Source organism: Acutalibacter sp. LFL-21 (assembly GCF_025630755.1).
Classification (GTDB): Bacteria; Bacillota; Clostridia; order Oscillospirales; family Acutalibacteraceae; genus Acutalibacter; species Acutalibacter stercoravium.
In genome coordinates this window covers 103,637-121,271 of record NZ_JAOTNT010000006.1, presented here as the reverse complement: position 1 = coordinate 121,271, position 17,635 = coordinate 103,637, and the positions used below count along the sequence as shown (strand labels likewise).

The 17,635-nt window shown below is 58.6% G+C and carries 22 protein-coding genes; 15 read left to right on the top strand and 7 right to left on the bottom strand.

Translation table 11 applies throughout. The features are described 5' to 3' along the window. Positions 1–75: 75 nt before the first annotated feature. Positions 76–762 (bottom strand): YczE/YyaS/YitT family protein, encoded by a 687-nt coding sequence (locus ODJ80_RS08830; protein WP_263041790.1) that lies wholly within the window; start codon positions 760–762, stop codon positions 76–78. A gap of 265 nt (positions 763–1,027) precedes the next feature. Here ODJ80_RS08830 and rpmG point away from each other — a divergent pair, with 265 nt between their 5' ends. The 8 genes from rpmG (at position 1,028) to ODJ80_RS08790 (ending at position 5,265) form a co-directional block, all read left to right on the top strand. Beyond that, positions 1,028–1,177: a 50S ribosomal protein L33 gene (rpmG, locus tag ODJ80_RS08825; protein ID WP_066864851.1), complete on the top strand. Its 150-nt coding sequence runs from the start codon at positions 1,028–1,030 to the stop codon at positions 1,175–1,177. 12 nt (positions 1,178–1,189) lie between these two features. Continuing rightward, positions 1,190–1,426: a preprotein translocase subunit SecE gene (gene secE / locus ODJ80_RS08820; protein WP_178864592.1), complete on the top strand. Its 237-nt coding sequence runs from the start codon at positions 1,190–1,192 to the stop codon at positions 1,424–1,426. A 31-nt stretch (positions 1,427–1,457) separates the two neighbouring features. Further along, positions 1,458–1,982: a transcription termination/antitermination protein NusG gene (nusG, locus tag ODJ80_RS08815; protein ID WP_178864593.1), complete on the top strand. Its 525-nt coding sequence runs from the start codon at positions 1,458–1,460 to the stop codon at positions 1,980–1,982. Positions 1,983–2,142: 160 nt separating this feature from the next. Continuing rightward, the gene (gene rplK, locus ODJ80_RS08810) at positions 2,143–2,568 is read left to right on the top strand and encodes a 50S ribosomal protein L11 (RefSeq protein ID WP_016404566.1); all 426 of its coding nucleotides are present in this window, start codon (positions 2,143–2,145) and stop codon (positions 2,566–2,568) included. A gap of 56 nt (positions 2,569–2,624) precedes the next feature. Further along, positions 2,625–3,317, top strand: a complete 693-nt coding sequence (rplA, locus tag ODJ80_RS08805) for a 50S ribosomal protein L1 (protein ID WP_178864594.1) — start codon at positions 2,625–2,627, stop codon at positions 3,315–3,317. A gap of 262 nt (positions 3,318–3,579) precedes the next feature. Further along, positions 3,580–4,110 carry a 50S ribosomal protein L10 gene (rplJ, locus tag ODJ80_RS08800; protein ID WP_178864595.1) on the top strand — a complete coding sequence of 177 codons (531 nt, stop codon included), beginning with the start codon at positions 3,580–3,582 and terminating at the stop codon, positions 4,108–4,110. 66 nt (positions 4,111–4,176) lie between these two features. Then, on the top strand, positions 4,177–4,557 hold the full coding sequence (rplL, locus tag ODJ80_RS08795) for a 50S ribosomal protein L7/L12 (protein WP_442863909.1): 381 nt from the start codon (positions 4,177–4,179) through the stop codon (positions 4,555–4,557). A gap of 336 nt (positions 4,558–4,893) precedes the next feature. Beyond that, on the top strand, positions 4,894–5,265 hold the full coding sequence (locus ODJ80_RS08790) for a hypothetical protein (RefSeq protein ID WP_178864597.1): 372 nt from the start codon (positions 4,894–4,896) through the stop codon (positions 5,263–5,265). A 134-nt stretch (positions 5,266–5,399) separates the two neighbouring features. Here the strand turns inward: ODJ80_RS08790 and ODJ80_RS08785 are convergent, their stop codons facing one another. Genes ODJ80_RS08785 through dtd form a run of 3 tightly spaced genes read right to left on the bottom strand, consistent with a single transcriptional unit; the run spans position 5,400 to position 7,174 of the window. Continuing rightward, on the bottom strand, positions 5,400–5,780 hold the full coding sequence (locus tag ODJ80_RS08785) for a DUF5655 domain-containing protein (protein ID WP_263041789.1): 381 nt from the start codon (positions 5,778–5,780) through the stop codon (positions 5,400–5,402). Positions 5,781–5,791: 11 nt separating this feature from the next. After that, positions 5,792–6,700, bottom strand: coding sequence for an acyltransferase domain-containing protein (locus ODJ80_RS08780; RefSeq protein ID WP_263041788.1), 909 nt, complete (start codon positions 6,698–6,700; stop codon positions 5,792–5,794). Between the two features lie 18 nt (positions 6,701–6,718). Then, positions 6,719–7,174: a D-aminoacyl-tRNA deacylase gene (dtd, locus tag ODJ80_RS08775; protein WP_178864600.1), complete on the bottom strand. Its 456-nt coding sequence runs from the start codon at positions 7,172–7,174 to the stop codon at positions 6,719–6,721. Positions 7,175–7,324: 150 nt separating this feature from the next. On the opposite strand from dtd, the gene ODJ80_RS08770 reads away from it, so the two are divergent. The 4 genes from ODJ80_RS08770 to catA all read left to right on the top strand — a co-directional run bounded on the left by ODJ80_RS08770 (position 7,325) and on the right by catA (position 11,233). Further along, positions 7,325–8,200: an aldose 1-epimerase family protein gene (locus tag ODJ80_RS08770; protein ID WP_263041787.1), complete on the top strand. Its 876-nt coding sequence runs from the start codon at positions 7,325–7,327 to the stop codon at positions 8,198–8,200. Between the two features lie 169 nt (positions 8,201–8,369). Further along, the gene (locus ODJ80_RS08765; RefSeq protein ID WP_263041786.1) at positions 8,370–9,392 is read left to right on the top strand and encodes an ROK family protein; all 1,023 of its coding nucleotides are present in this window, start codon (positions 8,370–8,372) and stop codon (positions 9,390–9,392) included. Position 9,393: 1 nt separating this feature from the next. Then, positions 9,394–10,569: an MFS transporter gene (locus ODJ80_RS08760; protein ID WP_263041785.1), complete on the top strand. Its 1,176-nt coding sequence runs from the start codon at positions 9,394–9,396 to the stop codon at positions 10,567–10,569. A gap of 28 nt (positions 10,570–10,597) precedes the next feature. Then, a complete protein-coding gene (gene catA / locus ODJ80_RS08755) occupies positions 10,598–11,233 on the top strand; it encodes a type A chloramphenicol O-acetyltransferase (protein WP_263041784.1) in 636 nt (211 codons plus the stop codon). A 373-nt stretch (positions 11,234–11,606) separates the two neighbouring features. Here catA and spo0A read toward each other — a convergent pair whose 3' ends face one another. The 3 genes from spo0A to ODJ80_RS08740 form a co-directional block, all read right to left on the bottom strand. Further along, the gene (gene spo0A / locus ODJ80_RS08750; RefSeq protein ID WP_263041783.1) at positions 11,607–12,371 is read right to left on the bottom strand and encodes a sporulation transcription factor Spo0A; all 765 of its coding nucleotides are present in this window, start codon (positions 12,369–12,371) and stop codon (positions 11,607–11,609) included. A gap of 249 nt (positions 12,372–12,620) precedes the next feature. Further along, positions 12,621–13,463 carry a DUF4304 domain-containing protein gene (locus ODJ80_RS08745; RefSeq protein ID WP_263041782.1) on the bottom strand — a complete coding sequence of 281 codons (843 nt, stop codon included), beginning with the start codon at positions 13,461–13,463 and terminating at the stop codon, positions 12,621–12,623. 111 nt (positions 13,464–13,574) lie between these two features. Beyond that, positions 13,575–14,747 carry a SpoIVB peptidase S55 domain-containing protein gene (locus tag ODJ80_RS08740; protein ID WP_263041781.1) on the bottom strand — a complete coding sequence of 391 codons (1,173 nt, stop codon included), beginning with the start codon at positions 14,745–14,747 and terminating at the stop codon, positions 13,575–13,577. A gap of 571 nt (positions 14,748–15,318) precedes the next feature. On the opposite strand from ODJ80_RS08740, the gene ODJ80_RS08735 reads away from it, so the two are divergent. The 3 genes from ODJ80_RS08735 (at position 15,319) to ODJ80_RS08725 (ending at position 17,582) form a co-directional block, all read left to right on the top strand. After that, entirely contained in the window at positions 15,319–15,987 is a 669-nt protein-coding gene (locus ODJ80_RS08735) for a hypothetical protein (RefSeq protein ID WP_263041780.1), read from the top strand. Between the two features lie 287 nt (positions 15,988–16,274). Further along, complete coding sequence (locus tag ODJ80_RS08730) at positions 16,275–16,481, top strand: 4Fe-4S dicluster domain-containing protein (RefSeq protein ID WP_022336045.1); 207 nt, start codon at positions 16,275–16,277, stop codon at positions 16,479–16,481. A 48-nt stretch (positions 16,482–16,529) separates the two neighbouring features. Next, on the top strand, positions 16,530–17,582 hold the full coding sequence (locus ODJ80_RS08725; RefSeq protein ID WP_263041880.1) for a 3-methyl-2-oxobutanoate dehydrogenase subunit VorB: 1,053 nt from the start codon (positions 16,530–16,532) through the stop codon (positions 17,580–17,582). Positions 17,583–17,635 lie beyond the last annotated feature (53 nt).

The window sequence follows — 17,635 nt, the reverse complement described above, 5'->3', positions numbered from 1 at the left end:
GCGGGGGCGCCTCTCCTCCGTCAAGCGCAAAACAAGAGAAGGGATGCCCGGCGGCGCACCGCTGCATCCCTTCTTTCATTTTCCCTGTGTTCCGTTCCCTTTTGAGGCTGAGCCCTTGTCCAGCTTGTGGACATTCCCTTTGCCATAGAGGAAGGGGAGGGAGAAGCTGTGGTTGAACACCTCGATCAGCGGCCCCATGAAAAGCGCGGTAATCAAGGTGCCCACCCCTGGCAGCAGCCCGGAAAGGGCCCCGATGGCCACGCAGACCAGGTCGCAGCCGATGCGCACAAACCGGAAGGGCCACCGCCGTTTCTCCGCGATGACAATGGGGATGGCGTCATAGACAGAGACCCCCAGGTTGGAGGTCATGTAGAGGGAAGAGGCAAAGCACATGACCAGAACCCCCACCGCCAGAAAGACAATGCGGGCAAGCAGGCCCGGTGCGGGGAACAGGCTGTGGATGGCCCACACGCTGAAGTCCACAATATATCCTGTCAGAAACATGTTCACCAGGGTGGCAATTCCCATGTAGCTGCGGGCAATCAGCAGGTCCAGGGCCAGCATCAGCCCGCTGAGCACCATATAATACACCCCATAGCTGGCAAAGCTTTCAAAGAAACGCCCCCACACGCCCTGGGCAAAGCTTTGAAAGGGGTCCACCCCAAAGCTGGAGCATTTAAAAAAGCCCACAGCAATGGCGCATAAGGTCACGCCTATGGTGGTCATGCCCACCCGTTTTCGAAAATGGTCCGGAAGCTTCATGTTCCTTTCACCAGGCTCTCTCCGCGTTCACAGCGCGGCATACTTTCGTCCTGCATTATAGCAAAGCACCCCTGGGCTTGTCAAAGGCTTTTTTCGCGGGAAAATCCCCCGTTTGCCGGGGAAATCTTCCTTGACAAGGGAGAGCCTGTTGTGCTATACTGGTAACACCTCGAAAAAGAGGTTCTTTTTTTGTGCCTGTTTTTCCGAGGGAGGCCGGGGCGAAAAGCCCCCAAAATTTTTCCGTAAAACGGGAGGTGCCGACAAAATGAGAGTGAAGGTTGTGCTGGCCTGCACTGAGTGCAAGCAGAGAAACTACAACACCAAAAAGAACAAGAAGAACGATCCCGACAGACTGGAAATGAACAAGTACTGCAGGTTCTGCCGGAAACACACCCTGCACAGGGAAACCAAGTAAGGAGCGGAGGACATGGCTGAGAACGTCAAGAAGAAAGAGAACGGCTTTGTCCGCTTCTTTAAGCGTGTGGCCAAATTCTTCCGCGACTGCAAGGGCGAGATCAAGAAGATCGTGTGGCCCACCCCCAAGGCAACCTTTAAAAACACCGGCGTGGTGCTGGTGACCATTCTGGTGGTGGCCTTGTTCGTTTTCCTGCTGGACACCGTGTTTATGAACCTGCTGGGCCTTGTGATGAACGTGGCCGGGTAACGGAAGTCTCACAGGAAAGCGGAGGTAGCAGATGGCTGAAGAAGCAAAATGGTATGTGGTGCACACCTACTCCGGGTATGAGAACAAGGTTGCCTCAAACCTGGAAAAAACGGTGGAGAACCGCCAACTGCAAGATCTGATCCAAGAGATCCGCGTGCCCACAGAGACGGTGACAGAGATCACTGAATCGGGCAAGCGCAAGGAAGTAGAACGCAAGATCTTCCCCGGCTATGTCATCGTAAAAATGGTGATGACGGACGAATCCTGGTATGCGGTGCGGAACATCCGCGGCTGCACAGGCTTTGTGGGTCCTTCCTCCAAGCCGATCCCGCTGACGGAGGACGAGGTGGCCCGGCTGGGCATTGAAAAGCGGGAAGTGGAGGTCAGCTATAAGGTGGGCGACTCCGTCAACATCGTGGACGGGCCCTTGGAGGGCTTTGTCGGCACGGTGGAGGAGCTGGACGTGGAGAAAAACCGCGTGCGGGTCACCGTTTCCATGTTCGGCAGGGAAACCCCCGTCGAGCTGGAGCTGGACCAGGCCGAACCTGTGGACTGATCTTCCAGCAAGAAAGGCCGCGCTTTCTCGCGGAACAATGTGTAAGGCAGCAAGCGGGCGCGCCCGCTTTTGCGAGGGGCATTGCCCCTGTGGGAGGCACGGCTGAAATCTTTCTCACGGCCGCGCCGTCATCCACCACGAATTTTGGAGGTGCAAACAAATGGCTCAGAAGGTTACGGGCTTTATCAAGCTCCAGATCCCTGCCGGCAAAGCGACTCCGGCACCGCCTGTCGGCCCCGCGCTCGGCCAGCATGGCGTGAACATTATGGCGTTCACCAAGGAATTCAACGAGCGTACCAAGAATGACGTGGGCCTTATCATCCCCGTCGTCATCACGGTCTATGCGGACCGTTCTTTCACCTTTATCACCAAGACCCCTCCGGCCGCTGTGCTGATCAAGAAGGCCTGCGGGATCGAGACGGCCTCCGGTGAGCCCAACAAGAAGAAGGTCGCCAAGATCACCCGCGAGCAGGTGCAGAAGATTGCCGAGCAGAAAATGCCCGACCTCAACGCCTCTTCTGTGGAGAGCGCCATGAGCATGATCGCCGGCACTGCCCGCAGCATGGGTATCGAAGTAGTCGATTGATTCCCGAGTGGGAGGAAATCTAGTAATCCGATATTTACCACTGGAGGAAAGAGAGAATGAAACACGGTAAAAAATATGTGGAAGGCGCCAAGCTCATCGACCGCAGCAAGGTCTACGATACCGCTGAGGCGCTGGACATCTGCGTGAAAACTGGCACTGCCAAGTTCGATGAGACCGTCGAGCTTCATGTAAAGCTGGGCGTGGACGGCCGTCATGCCGACCAGCAGGTCCGTGGCGCCATTGTGCTGCCCAACGGCACTGGCAAGAGCGTGCGTGTGCTGGCCATCTGCAAGCCCGAGAAGGAAGAGGACGCCAAGGCTGCCGGCGCTGATTATGTGGGCGGCGAGGAAATGGTGCAGAAGATCCAGTCTGAAAACTGGATGGATTTCGACGTGCTGATCACCACCCCCGACATGATGGGCCTGGTGGGCCGTCTGGGCCGTCTGCTTGGTCCCCGCGGCTTGATGCCCAACCCCAAGGCCGGCACTGTCACCCCCGATATCGGCAAGGCTGTGTCCGAGGCCAAGGCTGGTAAGATCGAGTACCGTCTGGACAAGACCAACATCATCCACTGCCCCATCGGCAAGGTCTCCTTCGGCGTGGAGAAGCTTCAGGAGAACTTCGACACCCTGATGGACGCCATTGTGAAGGCCAAGCCCTCTGCGGCCAAGGGCCAGTATGTTCGCTCCTGCGTGGTCAGCGCCACCATGGGCCCCGGCGTGAAGATCAACCCCGCCAAGTTTATCTGAGATAAATAAGCGGCTTAGGGCTTGACAAGGCCCAGCAACATTTGCTATAATAACAAAGCTGTCCATCCAAAGACAGCAGGTTTGTAAACGGTTTTGTCCGGCCTGCCGAGGAAAGACGAGCAAAGAAGAATGACAGGGCTGTGCTTCTGTCAGGGGTGCCTGCATGGCGCTTTCCCCTTCTGTAATTTGCTTGCAACGCCTTTCCGAGGAAACCCGGAAAGGCGTTTTTACTTCTACTTTCACGACCCGGAGGTGAAACGAATTGCCCAGCGAGAAGATTCTGGAACAAAAGAGACAGCAGGTGGCACAGCTGGCCGAGGACTTTAAAAAGGCCAATGTGGGCGTGCTGGTGAACTATGAAGGCATCACGGTGGAAAAGGACACCAAACTGCGCAAGCAGCTGCGTGAGGCAGGCTGCGAGTACAAGGTGGTCAAGAACACCCTGCTTGGCCTGGCCTTTAAGGAGGCCGGCATCGAGGGCCTGGAGGAGCATCTCCACGGCGCCACCGCCATCGCTTACAGCGAGAACGGCTATGTGGACGCCCCCAAGATCCTTTCCGACTATGCCAAGGACAACGAGAATTTCACGGTGAAGGCCGGCTTTATTGACGGTGACACGGTGGATTCCAAGAGCATTGACGAGCTGGCCAAGCTGCCCCCCAAGGAGGTTCTGGTGGCTCAGGTGCTCGGCGGCTTGAACGGCCCCATTCAGGGCTTTGCCAATGTGTGCAGCGGCACTCTCCGCAGCCTGGTCATCGCCCTCAACGCCATTGCCGAGAAGCAGAGCGCCTAAAGCGCTCAGGGGAGATTTCCCCCATTTCATTTCTTTGCCTATCACTAAATTTTATGGAGGTATTTTATCATGTCTGAGAAGGTCACTAACCTGATTGAAGAAGTCAAGTCCCTCACCGTCCTGGAGCTCTCCGAGCTGGTTAAGGCTCTGGAGGAGGAGTTCGGTGTTTCCGCTGCTGCTCCCGCTGCTGTTGCCGTGGCTGCTCCCGCTGCTGCTGCTCCCGCTGCTGAAGAGAAGACCGAGTTCGACGTGGTCCTGAAGAGCGCTGGCGCCAACAAGATCAACGTCATCAAGGTTGTCAAGGAGATCACCGGCCTGGGCCTGAAGGAAGCCAAGGCTCTGGTTGACGAGGCTCCCAAGACCATCAAGGAGGGCGCTTCTAAGGACGACGCCGAGTCCATCAAGACCAAGCTGACCGAGGCTGGCGCTGAGGTTGAGCTGAAGTAAGTTTCACCACCGGTTCAAAAGGCCCGAGGGGTTCCCCTCGGGCTTTTTCTTTTGCCAGGCTGGCCGGCGGGCATTTTCCCGCTGCGGGCAAATTCCGGTGGCAGCTCGTTGTGCTTTGGCGCAGCGTTGCCCCAAATTTTGTGTTTTCTTTGAAAAATCCAGGCCGTACCCCCTATATTTTGTAGCCAACTGTGAATGGTTTGTGAATTTTTCTGAATTGTGGAAAAGGGGGTTGCATTCTCGGAAAAGGCATGCTAAAATGTAACCAAATTGTAACACTTGTCATCGAAGTGTAACCTTCCGCAGGGAAGGGCCTTCTGAAAGGAGTGTACAGGGATGCGGAAAAAAACGCTGCAAAATCTTCTCACCTTCCTGTTGGTGCTGGTGCTGACGGTGTGTACGGTAATGGCTCTCAGCCTGGTCTCGCAGGCGCAGGCAGACCCTACCGCGGCAGCGGCCCAGGTGGTGGAGGACACGCAGGCGGCCGCAGGGAACGCCTCTGCGGGTGAGCTGTCCGCTTCCATCCCTTCGCGCTGGGCGGCTTCGCCTCTGGCTTGCATCGCTGGGTTTGTGGTGGTGCTGGCCTTTGTAGCTGGCGGGTTGCTGCTTTACCGCCGGGAGAGACGGCGGGGGCGCAGGGCCCCACAGGGGAGACACAGCTACATCCCCCGCGCGGACATGGCCTTTTCAGGCAGAAACAGAGTATAAGGGTTTTCGTCCTTTCATATTTTACCTCGAAACAAGGCCGGCTTCACCGCCGGTCTTGTTTTTGCACCAAATGCAGAAAAAGGCATCCCACTGGGGATGCCTTTTTCCATGCCCGCTTGGGAAAATATCCCTGCTTATCTTTTCGAGGCGGCAAACTCTGCCGCCTCCCGCAGCCACCCCAGCAGCTCTTCGTCGATCTCCTCCACGCTGCCGAGGACCACATGGTGGGTCCAGCGGTTGGGGTAGGGCTCGGTCTTCACGGCAATGCGGGGGCTCTCCACCGGATAGGCCAGGCCAAAGGTCACGGTCAGATAGGGGTCCGGCCGGTCCTTCTTCCGCTTGGCGGCCAGCAGAGAGGCACAGCCGAATTGGCGGCGCAGGTAAAAGCTGGCCTGGCTCTTGCCCACCTTCACCGCCATGCCGGGCACCGCCTCCCGGAGCCTTTCCTCTAAGGCATGGTACAGGGGAAGGGCGCCGGGGCACTTTTCAAAAAGAAAGAGAAGGTCCTGTTCCATGGGAGCTCCTTTCACCGGGTGAGAAGCGTTTTCCCGTCAAAAACCAGCACGCCCCGGCCCTCACCGGTCTTGTGTCCTTCCAGCAGCCAGCGTTTGAAGCCCCGCTGCATAGAGGTGCCCTCCGGCAGGTTCTCCAGAGGTCCCCGGCTTGCCGCCCCAAAGACTCGCCAGGCGTCGCCGAAGGTCTCCGTCTCTTCCCAGCCCACCAGGTCGAAATCCTCCTGGAAGCTGACGATATTGGAGGAGGGGGAGAGGACCTGGCGGTTTTGGGGGTACAGCAGCCAGGAGTGGCACACGCACACCAGGGGCCCGCCTTGCAGCTCCTCCCGGAAGAAGCCGTAGGCCCGCTTGTAGGAGTCCAGCCGGGCGGGCAGGTCGAAGGGCTCCCCGCTGGAGGGGATGTGGATGTTTTTCACCGGGTCCCCCTTCTTTACCACCAGGCCGTGTTTCTCATAGGGGGTTTCCCAGGGATAGGGGATGTCCTCATACTCCAGCCGGCCCAGCTTTACAATGTCCCCAGAGTAGAAGATAGGATACCAGGAAGAGACAAAGTTCCCCCACACGCCCTGCACCGCCTTGCACTCCAGCACCTTGTACTTCAGATCCGCGAAGGTATCCCAGAACACCCGTTCCGGCACACCTTTCTGGCGGTACAGCTCCTTGGCGGGCACAGCGGCCTCCAGCAGGAACAGCAGCCACAGGGTGTAGAGATTCACGCCGCTCTCCTGGGAGAGATCCTCCAGCAGGGGCTCCACCAGCTTCATGTCCAGGTCGTGGCAATAGAAGAATTCCACAGCGCCGTCCAGGGCCTCTTCCTGTCCGTTTTGCCGCAGGAATTCCCCGCAGCGCAGAACTTCTGCTTTGGCCTCCTCTGGAAAACCGGTCTCTTCCATCAGCCGTTTCCAAAATGCGCAGTTCATACAGCTTCCTCCCGTTCTTTACTTGCCGATCTTTTCCGTGTCGATGAAAAGGTTCACCGGCCCGTCGTTTTGGCATAGCACCTCCATATAGGCGCCGAACTCCCCAGTCTCCACCTTGCGGATCCCCAGGGCCTTGGCCCGTTCCACAAAATGGCGGTAAAGCCGTTCCGCCTCTTCCGGCGGGGCCGCCAGGTCAAAGGAGGGGCGGCGGCCCTTTTTGCAGTCCGTGCCCAAGGTGAAGTTGGAAACCACCAGCAGTTCTCCACCGGTGTCCTCCAGGGAAAGGTTCATCTTCCCCTCTGCGTCTGTAAACACACGCAGGCCCTGTACCTTCTCTGCCAAAAAGTCCGCCTGCTTGTCCGTGTCCCCTTTCATCACGCCCAAAAACACCACCAGCCCTTGGCCGATGGAGCGGGTTTCCCGGTGGTCAATGGTGATTTCTGCCCGGCCCACCCGCTGAATGACAGCTCGCATACACATCCTCCCCACTGGTTTTCTTGTCCTCCCTATCCTAACACAAGACCGGCAAAAGGTAAACGGATTTTTTGGGAAAAGCCCGTGATTTCTTGCGCCGGGCTTGCGGCCCTGCTATAATGGGAGCAAGAACAACAAGGAGGAGTGCACATGCTTGCTACAATAACAAACGGAGTGTATACTGCCCAGGTGGATTCCCTGGGCACCCAGCTGGTCTCCCTCAAAGGGCCGGAGGGCTTTGAGCACCTTTGGGTGGGCGACCCCCAATATTGGAAGGAACATGCCCCGGTGCTGTTCCCCATTGTCGGGGCCCTGCGGGACAACCGGACCCAGATCGGCGGAGAGTGGTATTCCATGAACCGGCACGGCTTCGCCAAAGCCAGCCAGTTCACCCTGGTAGAGGAGGGAAAGGACCGCTTGGCCTACTGCCTCACCGCCAGTGAGGAGACCGAAAAGCGCTATCCCTTCCAGTTTGCCCTCACCGTGGCCTACACCCTGAAAGCGGACGGCTACGAGACAGAGTTCACGGTGGAGAACAGGGGAGAGGAGCCCCTGCCCTTTGTCATCGGCGGGCATCCGGGCTTCAATGTCCCTGTAAACGAGGCGGCCGCTTTTGAGGACTACGTCATCCGGTTTGAGCAGCCGGAGACCCAGCGCTGCCCCGTCATCTTGGATACGGGCCTGATCGACCCCACCCAGACCGCCTATGAGCTGAAAGAGGAGCGGGAAATCCCCTTGACCCATCCCCTTTTCTACAAGGATGCCCTGGTGTTCGAGGGGCTCAACTCCCGCAAGGTGCAGGTGGTAAACCCTCAAACCGGCCGGGGTGTGGAGATGGACTTCTCCCAGTTCCCCCTGCTGGGCATCTGGTCTGCCAAGAACGACGGCCCCTACGTCTGCCTGGAGCCTTGGACCGGCTGCGCCACCCAGACCACCGAAGGGGACAGCTTTCTGGAGAAAAAGGGGATGCAGCTTTTGCCCCCCTGGGAGAAGAAAGCCTACGCTTTTTCTGTCCGTTTCCTGTGAAGGGGCGGCTTGAAGGCCCCCTTGGGCTGTTTTTTTCAAAAGCAATAGGATAAAAGCGGCGGGGCGGGCCCCGCCGCTTTTTTGTTGCCCACCTCTTGACAGAATGCGGCCTCCGTGATATGATTCGCTTTGTAAATGACATTTAAAAAGTAAGATAGGAAGTGAGGCGTTGAAAGCCGCCAATACAATGCAGGTGCGCCAGCACAACAAAACAGTGATCCGCCAGGCCATGCTCTGCCTGCGGCAGGCCACCCGGCCCCAGCTGGCCCAGACGACGGGGCTCAGCCAGGTGACCGTGAGCGCTGTGCTGGCTGAGCTGATGGAAAAGGGCGAGGTAGAGAGCTGCGGAAGCGTCCCCTCAGAGGGAGGGCGCCCCTCTGCCTGCTACCGCTACCGGGGAGAGCGGCATAACGCCGGAGTGCTGTATACCTATCAGATGGAAGGGAGAACGCTGGTCCAGCTGGAGGTGTTTGACCTCTTTGGCGACCGGGTAGACCGTGATTCCCAGTTTTTAGGAGACCTGCGTCCCGAGAGCTTTGACGCCCTGCTGGACGCGGCGTTTCAGGAGACACCGGGCATCCGCACCCTGGCACTCGGCGTGCCGGGCCAGGTGGAGGGAGACAAGATTCTCTTCTGCGACCACCGCGCCCTGGCGGGGGATTCTCTGTCCCGGCGATGGAAAGGGCGCTACCATGTGCCGGTGTTGCTGGAAAACGATATCAACGCTGCTGTGCTGGGATATGTCCAGGGGCTTCCCGGTGAGGTAGCGGGCCTTACAGCGGGCATCTACTTTCCCGGCCGCTTTGGCCCCGGCATGGGCTTAGCGCTGGGCCGGAGTCCTTGGCCGGGACGGCAGGGCTTTGTGGGGGAGTTCCACTACCTGTGTGGTCTGGACCAGTGGAACGGCATGGACCATGGAAACCCCGCGGCCGTGGAGGAGACAGCGGCCCGGTACCTTCGGGCGGTCTGCGTCATGGCCGGGCCGGAACGGGTGGTGCTCTATGGGGACATTTTCCGCCCCGGCTCGGAAGAAGCTATCCGCCAAAAGGTGGAAAGGACCTTCTACAATGCGTATGGACTGCAATTGGAGGTTCGCCGTGACATGGGGCCGGATTACAGCGCCGGGATGAAAGCGCTGGCTTTGCGTCAGCTGAAGCACACCCTTTTTGGAACAGCCTGGGAGGAAGAATAACATGTTTACCGCGTTGCTCGTGATCATCTATGTGTCCTTTATCAGTTTGGGCCTGCCAGATTCCCTGTTGGGTTCGGCTTGGCCCGCCATCCAGAAAAGCCTGGAGGCCCCTCTGCCCTTTGCGGGGGTCATCTCTATGATCGTCTCCTGCGGCACGGTGATCTCCAGCCTGATGAGCACCCGGGTCATCCGCCGGTTCGGGACGGGCCGGGTGACGCTTGTCAGCGTGGCCATGACGGCCTTTGCCCTGCTGGGGTTTTCCTTTGCTCCCCAAGTGGGCTGGCTCTGCCTGTTGGCGGTGCCCCTGGGACTGGGGGCGGGCTCGGTGGACGCGGGCCTGAACAATTTCGTGGCCCTCCACTACCAGGCCAAGCACATGAGCTGGCTGCACTGCTTCTGGGGCATCGGCGCCACTGCGGGGCCCATTGTCATGGCGTTTTGGATCGACCGGAACAACAACTGGCATGCGGGATACCGGACCATCGGCCTGCTGCAGGTGGCACTGGTAGCGGTGCTGCTGTTCAGCCTGCCCCTTTGGAAAAAAGTCTCCTCTCCCCAAGAGGAGGCGGGGGAAGAGGCCGTGGTGGCCCTGCCTCTGCGCCAGGTATTCCGCCTTCCCAAGGCCAAGGGCGCGCTGCTGGGATTCTTCTGTTACACGGCGGTGGAGGTCACTGCCAACCTGTGGACCAGCAGTTATGCGGTTAAAGGCTTCGGCGTCAGCGAGGACACCGCCGCCGGATGGAGTTCCCTGTTCTTTTTGGGCATCACCATTGGGCGTCTGCTTTCCGGTTTTGTGGCCATAAAGCTCTCCAGCCCCACGTTGATCCGGGTGGGACAGGGGATCGGCCTGTGCGGTATCCTGCTGCTGTTCCTGCCCCTGCCTCAGTGGCGCATTCCCCTGGGCCTTTGCCTGATCGGCGGAGGGTGCGCCCCCATTTTCCCGGCCATGCTCCACCAGACACCCCAGGTTTTTGGAAAGAAGTTCTCCCAGGCTATGATGGGGGTGCAGATGGCCTGTTCGTATGTGGGGGGCATGGTAATCCCCCCGCTGTTTGGCTTTTTGGCCGACTTTTTCGATGTGCGCATCCTGCCGGCATACCTGCTGCTGTTCCTAGCCCTCATGTTCCTGGGCACGGAAAGCATCCTCCGGGGCAGCCGGCAGAGTGGGAAGCAGTGATCAAAAGTTTTGGAAAGGAGGCGGCCCTATGGCATTCCATCCCATCGACCGGGATATCTGGGACCGGGCAGAGCGCTTTGAGCATTATTTTTCCCAGGTGCCCTGCTTCTACAGCATGACAGTGGATTTGGATGTGACAGAGCTGAAGCGGCGGGGAGGGCGCTTTTATCCGGCCGTGCTTTACAGCCTGGCAGTGATTGTCAACCGGCACCGGGAATTCCGCATGGCGTTCAATGAGGAGGGCGTCCTGGGCTGGTATGACCAGCTTTCGCCCAGCTATACCGTCTTCCACCCGGACACAGAATCCTTTTCCTGCCTTTGGACAGAGTATACCCCGGACCTTTCTGCGTTTCTCCAGCGCTATGAGGAGGATCTGCGCCTTTATGGAAGCGTGGAATCCTTTGAAGCCAAGCCCCACACGCCCCCAAACGTGTTCAACGTCTCCATGATCCCCTGGCAGGCCTTCACCAGTTTTCACCTGGAGCTTCCCCGGGGCGGGGAATACCTGCTCCCCATTTTTACCCTGGGCCGCTACCGTCCTGTGCAGGGGCGCCTGCTGATGCCCTTAGCCCTGCAGGTCCATCACGCCGTGTGCGACGGCTTTCACGTCTGCCGCTTTGTAGAAGAGCTTCAGCTGCTTCTCAACTCGGGAAAGGCGGGATGACTCTCTCTGCGATTTCATCGTATATCCTGTATATCACAGCAAAAACCGGCGGATGATTCTATCCGCCGGTTTTCTACAATATATTGAGCCCGTTCACAATCTTTTTACAAGAAAATGGGTTGTTCTCCTATAATTCGACAAAATGCTCTCACGAAGGGTAGTGTATCATTACCCACAGAGGACAAGGCATGTCGGGGCTTTTCAGGGCTGGAAGAGCTTTGGGGGTTCCTCAGTTTCCGCCCCCCCTAAGAGAGGGTGGGCCGGCCCTTGCGCAGTCCCCCTCCCATTGGCCAAGGCTTCTTGGAAAGGGAAGGGGCGCTGGGGGACAGGCGGGCTGCCACCCGCACGGTCCTTCAACAAGCAGGGATGTTAGTCAGGAAGCGCTGGCCATCTGCAGGCAGAGCTTGTCGGCTATCATGGCGATGAACTCGCTGTTGGTGGGCTTGCCACGGGTGTTGTGGATGGTGTAGCCGAAATAGGAGTTGAGCACATCCACATCCCCCCGGTCCCACGCCACCTCAATGGCATGGCGGATGGCCCGTTCCACCCGGGAACTGGTGGTATTATAGCGCTTTGCCACGCTGGGATAAAGCTGTTTTGTCACGGCGTTGATAATCTCCGGGTCCTCCACCGCCATCAGGATGGAGTCCCGCAGGTAGTGATACCCCTTAATGTGGGCGGGCACGCCGATCTGATGCAGGATCTCCGTCACCCGCAGCCGCAGGCTGGAATTCATGGGGTCTGCCTCAAGGTGTTTTCCCTTCATAGAGAGCAGGTGAAGAATGCGCTCTGCCATTTCGTTTTTGTCATAGGGGGACAGGGCGAAGTAGGCCACGCCGGCCGCGGCGATCTCCCGTTCCATCATGGGATTTGTGTAAGAGGAGGTCACTATGTACAGGGGGTTCTCCACATTGGCGTCTTGGCTGACTGCGTGGATGACTCCGATGGCGTCCAGGCCCGGCATCAAAAATTCCATCACCACCAGCTGGGGGTGTTCCTCTCGGATTTTTGTGAGCAGCAGGGTGCTGTCCCGCCTGAGAAACAGGGGCCGCACTCCCCGCTGCGACAGCTTCTGAATCGGCTCACGGCCCCATTCGCCGTCTTCCGAACTAATTATGACCTTACTTTCTTTTTCCATGATGAACCTCCTGGGTATGGTTTATTGTGAAAAAATTTTACCATAACCTAATCGTTCTGGCAAGTGGTTTGTCGGAAAAAACTGGAAGATCATTTTGGCGAAAAACGACGAAAGCTGGCCGAAAGCCGGGGATTTTTCACCTTTCGCACGAACATTCCCACAAAAAGTACGGCACTTTTCTCCTTTAAGCCCCCATGGGACACTATATCCTGTGGCAGCGGCTTTTCCAGGGGGAGAGGTGCTGTTTTTTTATGCCCCCGCTTCCTCTAAGGCCTGCCAAAGGTTCTTTTCCACCCAGCAGGCGGGGCAGAGGTCCCGCTGACAGCTGCAGCCTCTCCACAGAGAGGGATCTTTCCCCAGCTCCCCCAGCGGCGTGTGGAGAATTTTTTCCAGAACGGGCACCACGGTGCTGTCCAAAAAGTGCTGGAACACCTCTGGCGGCATGGCCTGCCAGTCCAGGGGACAGAGGCCGGCGGGATGGAGCCTGTCGTAGAAGCAGCTGCCTTGATAGACAGCGCCTTGTTTCCGGATGAACAGGTTAAAATAGTATTCGTCCGAGAAACCTGACTTCTGGGCGTGCCACTGCAGAACAGTTCCCGGCGCTAGGTCCGCCGTCCAGACGTTGCCCTTTTTCCGGAACCCCAGCGGTCTGAGCGCCTGGGAGATCTGCCGGAGGAAGGCTTTGCGCTTATCTTGGACCAGCGCGAAAAGCTCCTCCTTTTCCAGGGAAGGATAGGCCCGGTACAGCGCAGCGGCAGCTTCCCGGGCGGAGGGCTCGTCTTCCCAAGAGGCCAGCAGCAGCTTCTCCCGCAAGTGGATCGCAGCGGCGGAGACTCCCGCCTTTGCCAAGCTGTCCTCATTGCCCTTGATGCGGGTGAACGCCGTAGAGGCAAAGCCGTAGGCCACCTCCACCCAATGGGCCGTTCCCAGCAGGTCTACCACAAATGCGGTCTGCTCTGTGCAGGGCCGGTAGAACAGCCCTAGCTTTGGGGAGGAATGCCACAGGGCGGCCTCTTGGAACCCGGCGCCGAGAAGCTGGCTCCTGTAGGCTGCGATCCGTGGGGACGCCTCCCAGCGAATTGCTGCGTCCATTCCCATCCATCCTGTGTAGTCAACTGTTATCATTATAGCAGCTGAAACGCGGCTGTAAAGTGCGGGTGGGAAAAAGGCGCGCCCCCACGTCCGGCGGCGCGCCTTTCCTGCTCAACCCGTTCCCTGGCAGCTTTGACACTCTTCCCACATCACCTGGGCAAAAATGCCATAGCCGGTGGTGGGGTCCTCTGTGAACACATGGGTAACCGCTCCAGCCAGCTTCCCATCCTGCAGGATGGGGCAGCCGCTCATGCCCTGCACAATGCCGCCGGTGGCCTGCAGAAGCCGGGAGTCTGTCACCCGAATCACCAGGTTTTTCGTCAGCTGGTCCGCATTGGCGATCTGGACGATTTCCCCTTCATAGAGCTGGGGGCCGGCTTCATCCAGGCTGACCAGCAGCTGCACCGGGCCGCACCTCACCTGTTCCTTGGGGAGAATTTCCAAGGGCTCCCCAAGGGGCGTTTCTAAAAGAGTGCCATAGACGCCGGTCTCCCGGTTGGCCAACAGGGTGCCCAAGGGCTCCTCCGAAGAGAAATAGCCCTGCAGCTGGCCGGGCGCGTCAGCTTTGCCTTTGATTACGCCGCTGAGGGTAATGGGCATGGGCTCCCCTGTTTTCAGCGTCATCACGCCGCTGGTATCCATGTCGCAGATGCCGTGCCCCAGCCCGGCAAAACAGCCAGTGGATGGATCGTAAAAGGTCAGGGTGCCAATGCCCGCGGCACTGTCCCGCACCCACATGCCGGTTTTAAAAGAACCTTCTCCATACACGGGAGTCACCTGGGTCTCAAAGACCTGCTCCCCCCGGCGCACTTGGAAGGTGATGGCCTCTCCGGCGCTTTGGCCAATATACTCCGCCAGGCTTTGGTTGCTGGGAATCTCCATGCCGTCGGCCTCCAGCAGATAGTCCCCGGGCAGTATGCCGGCTTCTGCGGCGGGGCAGCACACCCCGTTTGAGGTGTACAGGTCTGAAAGCGAGGCCACAATGACCCCGTCTGTGAAGAGCTTAATGCCAAAGACAGTCCCCAGGGGGACCACCTTTCCAGGGCTTTCCTGAGAACCCTGTCCCACGGAGGTTTGGGCCGCCTGCGGGGACAGGAACTCCCTGCCCCCATTAAAAGCAGAGGCCTCCAGGGCAGTGCCCCGGCTGGGTTCCAGCTTTAAAAAGCTCAAGGAGGCCAGCATACATACTGCCGTGGCGCCCACACTCATGGCAAAGACCTTTACCCCTTTGGAAAGGCTGTGGGGGTTGAACTGCTGGCGCAATCGCTTCCATAACGGTCTCATCGGTATTCATCCCTTTCCTGGGCAGGTTTTGCGAAAAAAAGAAACCGCGCCCGTTTTTTACTCTGCCACCCGGGATGAAAAATATTTTGACAATTAAAAACGCCTTTGCCCAAAGAAGGCAAAGGCGAGAATTTTTGGTCTGCCGCATCGGCGGGGCGTTGGCCTCGGGACGGCGGTTGCCGGTCCCTACCCCACCGAAGGACAGTATGTTAATAAAATGAAATGAAAAGAGAGGTCATTTTCACGAAAAAGTTTTCTCGCTTTCGGCTTTCACCTTCCTTCATCTTTCATTGTCACCAGTCTACCCCATAATTATGAAGAGGCCATAAGCCTTTTTTGAAGTTTCCGTAAGGAATTTATGAACAGAGCTTGAAGAGGTGTTTTAGGGAAACTGTGCAATGCTCTGAAAATGCGGGATGTTCCCATATTTTAACAAGTTAAAGCGGCGTTTCTTGTTGAAACCACGCCGCTTTTGTGTTAAGATAAGAATTACTCCCATTCCAGGAGAGGGAAATGCAAGAAGAGCGTCCCTCTCTTGCAGGGGAGAGTTTGCGCCCCAAAGGAGGAAGCTATGAGCGAGCAAGCCCGCATCACTGTTGTCTGCGGCCATTATGGCTGCGGGAAGACAAACCTCACCCTAAACCTGGCTTTGGAAGCGGCTGCGGCGGGGGAGAGGGTCACTGTGGCGGACCTGGATATCGTCAACCCATATTTCCGCTCGTCCGAATATGGCGGCCTGCTGGAGGAGCACGGGGTGCGGCTGATTGCTCCCGTATTTGCGGGCACTACCCTGGATACCCCTACCCTGCCCCCAGAGCTGTATTCCATTTTCGAGCCCCAGGCGGGCCGGGTTTTTATTGATGCCGGCGGCGATGACGCAGGCGTCACGGCTCTGGGTGGGCTTCACGGCCAGTTGGAGGAAACCGGCTACCAGATGCTCTACGTCATCAACCGCTACCGGGTGTTGTCCCAAACACCGGAGGAGGCTGCCGCGCTGCTGGGGGAGATAGAGGCCGCCAGCCGCCTGAAAGCTACCGCCCTGGTGAACAATTCCCATCTGGGGGTGGAGACCCAGCTTCAGGACCTGCTGGCCGCCCTGGGATTTGCCCAGAGGACTTCCCAGCTTACCGGCCTGCCGCTGCTGTACTCCACTGCCCCGGACTTTGCCCTGAAAGAGGGGGAACCCCTGCCGGAAGGCTTCAGGCCTGTAAAGCGCTATGTGAAGTTCATGTGGGAGTGAGGGCGGAGTGCCTCCGCTGTCAATTCGCGCCCTGGGGTCCTGGTCCCCAGTGGGGACCGTTCAGGACCGACCGAGCCGGCAGGCGAGACGCTCGCTTCGCTCGTGCTCATCGAAAAGTTAGCGCACGTCCGCGCCTTGTTTTGGGTGAGAAACCACAGTCGCGGGCAGAGGTGCCTCCGCTGTCAAGCCGCGCCCTGGGAGAGTTCTTGACATATGCCAACACAGCACTACCCATTGTATTGCATATAAAGTAAATTGAGAAAATTCCTTGAAGGAGGGAAAACGATATGGCTAGGATCATTGTGGATGAGAAGGTCTGCAAGGGCTGCGGAATGTGCGTGCACGCATGTCCGCTGAAGATTATTGCCCTGGATAAGACCCGCTTAAACGCCAAGGGCTACCACCCCGCCCAGCTGGTGGAGCCTGAAAAGTGCGTGGGCTGCGCTTCCTGCGCCACCATGTGCCCTGATACGGCGATCACTGTGGAACGGTAAAGAATTTTGTCCGGGGTTCCCTGGGGAACCCTCGAGAAAGGAATGAATTTGCTTATGAAGGTTTTGATGAAGGGCAACGAGGCGCTGGCCGAGGCTGCCATCCGCGCCGGCTGCCATCACTTCTTCGGCTACCCCATCACGCCCCAGACCGAGCTGGCGGCGTATATGTCCAAGCGCATGCCCAAGGTAGGCGGCACCTATCTGCAGGCAGAATCTGAAATCGCTGCCATCAACATGGTGCTGGGCGCCTCCGCGGCTGGAATCCGCGCCATGACCTCCTCTTCCTCTCCCGGCATCAGCCTGAAGGGCGAGGGCATCTCTTACATGGCGGGCTCTGACCTGCCCGCGGTCATCATCAACGTGCAGCGGGGCGGCCCCGGCCTGGGCGGCATCCAGCCCAGCCAGGCGGACTACTGGCAGGCCACCAAGGCCACCGGCCACGGCGACTTCCAGATTCTGGTGTTCGCCCCCTCCACGGTGCAGGAGATGGTGGACCTGATCTCCCATGCGTTTGACACCGCCGACAAGTACCGCATGCCCGCCATGATCCTGGCCGACGGCATGCTGGGCCAGATGATGGAGCCTGTGGAGCTGCCCGAAGAGGGTTCCGCGCAGCTGCCCGAAAAGCCCTGGGCTGCCAGCGGCCACGGCGGCAAGCGCGCCCACAACATCATCAACTCTCTGTACCTGACCCCTGAAAAACTGGAGCAGCTGGTCAAGGAGCGCTATGAGCGCTATGAGCAAGTCAAGGCCAACGAACAGATGGCCGAGGAGTATCTGACCGAGGACGCGGACATCGTGCTGGTGGCCTACGGCGCCTCCTCCCGTGTGGCCCGCAGCGCCGTGAACAAGGCCCGGGGAAAGGGCATCAAGGCGGGCCTGGTGCGGCCCATCACCCTGTGGCCCTTCCCCACCCAGGCGTTAAACCGCGCCGCCAGCCACGCCAAGAACTTCCTGGTGGTGGAGATGAGCATGGGCCAGATGGTGGACGACGTGAAGCTGGCCATCGACTGCAAGGTGCCGGTCCACTTCTACGGCCGCACCGGCGGCATGATCCCCACCCCCGCCGAAGTGCTGGAACAGATCGAAGCGCTGCTGTAAAGCGAGAAAATATAGGCGGAAGAGGCAGTGCCCCTTTCCGCCGGAAAGGCGAA

What these genes read in the sequence shown, in the direction of transcription:
- ODJ80_RS08790 (WP_178864597.1), top strand. Translation starts at nt 4,894, where the DNA reads ATGCGGAAAAAAACGCTGCAAAATCTTCTCACCTTCCTGTTGGTGCTG.
- ODJ80_RS08830 (WP_263041790.1), bottom strand. Translation starts at nt 762, where the DNA reads ATGAAGCTTCCGGACCATTTTCGAAAACGGGTGGGCATGACCACCATA.
- ODJ80_RS08745 (WP_263041782.1), bottom strand. Translation starts at nt 13,463, where the DNA reads ATGGACGCAGCAATTCGCTGGGAGGCGTCCCCACGGATCGCAGCCTAC.
- rpmG (WP_066864851.1), top strand. Translation starts at nt 1,028, where the DNA reads ATGAGAGTGAAGGTTGTGCTGGCCTGCACTGAGTGCAAGCAGAGAAAC.
- nusG (WP_178864593.1), top strand. Translation starts at nt 1,458, where the DNA reads ATGGCTGAAGAAGCAAAATGGTATGTGGTGCACACCTACTCCGGGTAT.
- ODJ80_RS08735 (WP_263041780.1), top strand. Translation starts at nt 15,319, where the DNA reads ATGAGCGAGCAAGCCCGCATCACTGTTGTCTGCGGCCATTATGGCTGC.
- secE (WP_178864592.1), top strand. Translation starts at nt 1,190, where the DNA reads ATGGCTGAGAACGTCAAGAAGAAAGAGAACGGCTTTGTCCGCTTCTTT.
- ODJ80_RS08740 (WP_263041781.1), bottom strand. Translation starts at nt 14,747, where the DNA reads ATGAGACCGTTATGGAAGCGATTGCGCCAGCAGTTCAACCCCCACAGC.
- ODJ80_RS08760 (WP_263041785.1), top strand. Translation starts at nt 9,394, where the DNA reads ATGTTTACCGCGTTGCTCGTGATCATCTATGTGTCCTTTATCAGTTTG.
- ODJ80_RS08730 (WP_022336045.1), top strand. Translation starts at nt 16,275, where the DNA reads ATGGCTAGGATCATTGTGGATGAGAAGGTCTGCAAGGGCTGCGGAATG.
- ODJ80_RS08785 (WP_263041789.1), bottom strand. Translation starts at nt 5,780, where the DNA reads ATGGAACAGGACCTTCTCTTTCTTTTTGAAAAGTGCCCCGGCGCCCTT.
- rplK (WP_016404566.1), top strand. Translation starts at nt 2,143, where the DNA reads ATGGCTCAGAAGGTTACGGGCTTTATCAAGCTCCAGATCCCTGCCGGC.
- rplA (WP_178864594.1), top strand. Translation starts at nt 2,625, where the DNA reads ATGAAACACGGTAAAAAATATGTGGAAGGCGCCAAGCTCATCGACCGC.
- ODJ80_RS08770 (WP_263041787.1), top strand. Translation starts at nt 7,325, where the DNA reads ATGCTTGCTACAATAACAAACGGAGTGTATACTGCCCAGGTGGATTCC.
- dtd (WP_178864600.1), bottom strand. Translation starts at nt 7,174, where the DNA reads ATGCGAGCTGTCATTCAGCGGGTGGGCCGGGCAGAAATCACCATTGAC.
- catA (WP_263041784.1), top strand. Translation starts at nt 10,598, where the DNA reads ATGGCATTCCATCCCATCGACCGGGATATCTGGGACCGGGCAGAGCGC.
- spo0A (WP_263041783.1), bottom strand. Translation starts at nt 12,371, where the DNA reads ATGGAAAAAGAAAGTAAGGTCATAATTAGTTCGGAAGACGGCGAATGG.
- ODJ80_RS08780 (WP_263041788.1), bottom strand. Translation starts at nt 6,700, where the DNA reads ATGAACTGCGCATTTTGGAAACGGCTGATGGAAGAGACCGGTTTTCCA.